The sequence below is a fragment of the Streptococcus sp. DD11 genome, from assembly GCF_001578865.1.
Taxonomy (GTDB): Bacteria; Bacillota; Bacilli; order Lactobacillales; family Streptococcaceae; genus Streptococcus; species Streptococcus panodentis.
The window spans coordinates 239,374-243,595 of the sequence record NZ_KQ969393.1; the positions used below are offsets into that span (position 1 = coordinate 239,374).

Genomic DNA, 4,222 nt, shown 5'->3' on the forward strand with positions numbered 1-4,222 from the left:
CGAGGACCTGCCCTTTGCGGATAATAGCTTTGACATCGTTTACCACGTCGGGGGAATCAACTTCTTCAGCGACAAGAAAAAGGCCATGCAGGAAATGCTGCGGGTAGCCAAGCCCGGCACCAAAATCCTGATTGCAGATGAGACGGCAGATTATGTAGATCAGCAGTACAAGAAAAATCACTTCAGCAAGGACTACTTTAAGGATGCGGAGGTTGATCTGAGGGAAATCGAGGCCGCTGTGCCGGCCGGAGTCAAAGAGAAGGAGTTGAAACTCCTCTGGGATGGGAAATTTTATGCCCTGACCTTTAGGAAATAAATCAGAAGAACCGGACTTTGTTTCCGGTTTTTTTGCTTCGGAATGACAGCAGCAGAAGGCCAAGCAGTCGAAAGCTGGACATCCGAAGCAGGTAAGTCTAAGGACATCAACTTGGCACCAGGTACTTATACCTTCCATGAGGAAGCTGCACCGACCGGCTACCTGAAAGTAATCGACATCACATTCCAAGTCAACCATGATGGTACAGTGGAAGTGATTAATGTCGGTGAGAAAGACGCTAAGGGCGAAACAAATACGGTCGCGACAAATGGTTCGACTGTTACAGTAACCGATAAGGACGATGATCTCCCACGTAAGGTGACCTTCAGTAAGGTCAACCTTGGCGGTACTGAGATTGCCGGTGCAGAGATTCAAATTTTCCAAGGCAAAGAGGCAACTGGTAATCCTGTAGCAAAATGGACTTCAGAAGCAAATACATCGCACGAGCTTGAATTAGCTCCTGGGGTATATACCTTCCATGAAGCTGCAGCCCCAACTGGTTACTTAGCTGTTACTGACATTGTGTTCCAAGTGAATCTCGATGGCACAGTAACAGTCGTAAATGCCAATGGAAATACAGTAGAATACAAGGATGGGAAGTTAGTCGTAACTGACCAAACGAAACCGACTGGTCCAGACAAAGATCCGTCTAAAGAAACACATAATTCAAATCTGAAAAATCAAATCAAGATAAACCTGGAGATAAGGGGAAGGCGAAGAAAGTTCTGCCATTCACAGGTACAGAAATCAGCTTTACGCTACTTGCTATAGGCTTGATTATCATAGTTGGTTGTGGGGTTTATTTCGGGATCCGTTTCAAAAAATAAAACAGAAAGCAAGGCGGTGGGACAGAACTAAATTTTGAAAAAATTTAGTTCCCTTCGCTCTTTTGTTTCTAAGCTCAGGCTGAAAAGGTCTCCCAGACCTTTTCACTCCCAGCCCGCGAGGCTCTCACAGTCCGGGTGGACTGTGAGAGGTTGGAGATAAAACAAATGCAGTTTGTGTCAAAACAGTCCGGGTGGACTGTGAGAGGTTGGGGATGAGGAAAACAGAGTTTTCCTCAATGTAGGAGCTTTTTGGAGTCTAAAAGACGAACAAAGTTGAGACTTGCTTTGCAAGTCCTATCCGCAACCTCAAAGCAGTGCTTTGAGCAATCAGCTACCGCGTCAAGAGTTTTTTCCAAAACAAAGCGAGACTGAAGGACTTTTATACGGTATCTTCCCAAAGGTACATCCCTCTGTGGGTGAGGACGCAGCCATCATGGGAGTCTGTTCAGTCTCAGCCGCTTGTTTTTTTATGCAACTGACCATCGTTTTCTTACCGGATACCTGACGGTTAATACCGCTTACTGAAAAGCCCTTGTTTTGGCCTCTGAATCTTCTATAATAGTTGTCAAAGAAGAAAGGAGATTTTTACTATGTCTAAACAAATTGTAGGCCCGATTCAATTGCGTCACGGTGCCAAATTAACCAACCGTTTGGTGCTGTCCCCTATGTATACTTTTAGTGGCTTAGAAGGAGGATTTGTGTCTGATGATACTTTGCAATACTACGGAGCACGCTCTCAGACAGCAGGACTTTTGATTACTGAATTTCATTATGTTAGCCCATCGGGAGGACCTTGTTACCAGACTGGCTATCCAGTTCAATTAGGTATTTACTCTGATACCCATATCGAAGGGGAGAGAAAATTAGCAACTGCCCTTCAGAAGGATGGCAATAAAGCGATTTTGCAGCTTCATCATGGTGGGATAGCAGCTTCTGGCCGTGCTATGAAGGGTGAGGAAGTATTGGCTCCAAGTGCCTTAGATTTTTCTTTCCTGCCATATCCGGTGAGAGAATTGACCGATGAAGAAATCCTTGAAATTATCAAGGATTTTGGTCGGGCAGTCAAACGTGCAGTTCAAGCTGGTTTTTCAGGAGTGGAAATCCATGGTGCCAACCACTATCTGCTGCAGCAATTCTTTTCTAGCACTTCCAATGTTCGTCAGGACAGATGGGGCGGAACTTTGGAAAAACGTATGGCCTTTCCTTTGGCGGTAGTCGAGGAAGTGAAGTGTGCTGCAGCCAAGTATGCGCCGGAAGATTTTATTATTGGCTATCGGATTAGCCCAGATGAAATCCATGAAGATCAAGTAGGCTATACTTATGAAGAAGCCAAGCTTTTGGTCAAGGAGCTAGTCAAGCACAAACTAGACTACATCCATTTGTCGCTTTTGGCTGGCTATGCTTCAAAACCTGCAGGATCAGACAAGACCTATGCAGATCATTTTAAGGAAGTTTTGGATGAACAAACCAAACTAATTACAATCGGTGGTGTCTTTAGTCAGGAAGAGGCAGAAGCTGCTATTGAGGATACAGCTGCGGATTTAGTTGCAATCGGGCGTGGGACCTTGATTGACCCTCTGTTTGGTTATAAAATACAGACGGGACGAGGAGCAGAAATTGTCCATGAGATTAGCCCTGAGCAGTTGAAAAATTCTCAATTGACACCGGGCTTGCTTGAAGTGTTCAGCCGTAAGGATTCTGGCGGGCTGCCTCCTCTACCTGGTCATGACACTATTACTCATCTTCATACTGGTAAATTTGGGGATGAGGGGCAGTAACAATAGCCTATTCAAGATAGTATTGACAGAAGTCTGAACCTCCTCTGGAAAGAAAACTTCTATATCTTTAAATTTAGGACATATATCATGAAAACCGGAAACAAATTCCGGTTTTTTTATGTTCTTGATGAATGAAGCTGATATACATCGTTGAATTTAGGCCTATTGACGCAGTTTAAGGGCAATCGAAAACAATTTTTCTAAGTGACAAAAATGTAAGTTTAAAGGCTGAAATGTAAGGTAAAGCTATGGCAGCTAGTTTGGGAATTCGGTATCCTATAAGTGTAAAGAAAAAGAAGATAACTATCTTCCAAACTAATAATCAGATTTCAAGAAGGAGGCCCGCTATGAAAATCAATCTTTTTAACCATCGCCAAAGTAAACCTAAAGCTCAAATGATTTCCAAGGAAGAAATCGAGAAGACTCGCCTAGGCTGTGCTTCCAGTCAATATTATTTCTGGCTGCAGTACAGTCACTGAGAGATTCCAGTATTCAAGGATAAGAGAAAGGTCAGTTGACTTTTCTCTGATCCGACTTGGAGTACAAGATGACAAAAATGTAAGATTGGCAGGCAAAATGAAAGATTAGGTTATGGAAACTTGTCTGTCTTTTCGGTATGATAGTAGTATCAAGCTTAATGAAAAAGAGGTTCAAGTATGACATTATTAGACGTACAGCACGTGAAGAAAATTTATAAAACCCGCTTTCAGGGCAGTCAGGTAGAAGCCCTCAAAGACATCCACTTTACAGTGGAAAAGGGGGAATATGTCGCCATCATGGGGGAGTCGGGCTCAGGGAAATCCACCCTGCTCAACATCCTAGCCATGCTGGACAAGCCGACCGAGGGCCGCGTCTTTCTCAACGGAACTGACACGGCAACCATCAAAAACAGTCAGGCTTCCAGCTTCCGCCGGGAGAAGCTGGGCTTTGTCTTTCAGGATTTCAACCTGCTGGACACCCTGTCCGTCAAGGACAATATCCTGCTGCCTCTGGTCCTGTCCCGCCGGCCCATCACCGAGATGATGCAAAAGCTGGTTACGACTTGCAACGAGCTGGGGATAAATAAACTCCAAGAGAAGTTTCCTTATGAGATTTCCGGTGGCCAGAAGCAGCGGGTAGCAGTAGCTCGGGCCATCATCACCGAGCCGGAGATTCTGCTGGCGGATGAGCCGACCGGGGCCCTGGACTCCAAGTCATCGGCGGCCCTTCTGGATGTCTTTGACGACATCAACGACCGGGGCCAGACCATTCTCATGGTGACCCACTCGACAGCGGCAGCCAGCCGGGCCAAGCGGGTGCTC

Annotated in this window: 4 protein-coding genes and 1 pseudogene; all 5 read left to right on the forward strand. The window is 45.3% G+C overall.

The window, feature by feature from the left end:
- The coding region (locus STRDD11_RS04445) for a class I SAM-dependent methyltransferase (protein ID WP_164828373.1) at positions 1-316 on the forward strand (316 nt) is incomplete at its 5' end.
- A 51-nt stretch (positions 317-367) separates the two neighbouring features.
- Positions 368-1,143 (forward strand): annotated as a pseudogene (locus STRDD11_RS04450) (SpaA isopeptide-forming pilin-related protein); the annotation flags it as partial.
- A 590-nt stretch (positions 1,144-1,733) separates the two neighbouring features.
- Positions 1,734-2,921 (forward strand): NADH-dependent flavin oxidoreductase, encoded by a 1,188-nt coding sequence (locus STRDD11_RS04455; RefSeq protein ID WP_128835799.1) that lies wholly within the window; start codon positions 1,734-1,736, stop codon positions 2,919-2,921.
- A 347-nt stretch (positions 2,922-3,268) separates the two neighbouring features.
- Positions 3,269-3,400 carry a hypothetical protein gene (locus STRDD11_RS14875; protein ID WP_277592700.1) on the forward strand — a complete coding sequence of 44 codons (132 nt, stop codon included), beginning with the start codon at positions 3,269-3,271 and terminating at the stop codon, positions 3,398-3,400.
- Positions 3,401-3,577: 177 nt separating this feature from the next.
- Positions 3,578-4,222, forward strand: a 645-nt coding sequence (locus STRDD11_RS04460; protein WP_164828374.1) for an ABC transporter ATP-binding protein, incomplete at its 3' end; no start/stop codon positions are given.

Bases quoted from the DNA above. Each gene is read 5' to 3' on its own strand.
- STRDD11_RS04455 (WP_128835799.1), top strand. From the start codon at position 1,734: ATGTCTAAACAAATTGTAGGCCCGATTCAATTGCGTCACGGTGCCAAA.
- STRDD11_RS14875 (WP_277592700.1), top strand. From the start codon at position 3,269: ATGAAAATCAATCTTTTTAACCATCGCCAAAGTAAACCTAAAGCTCAA.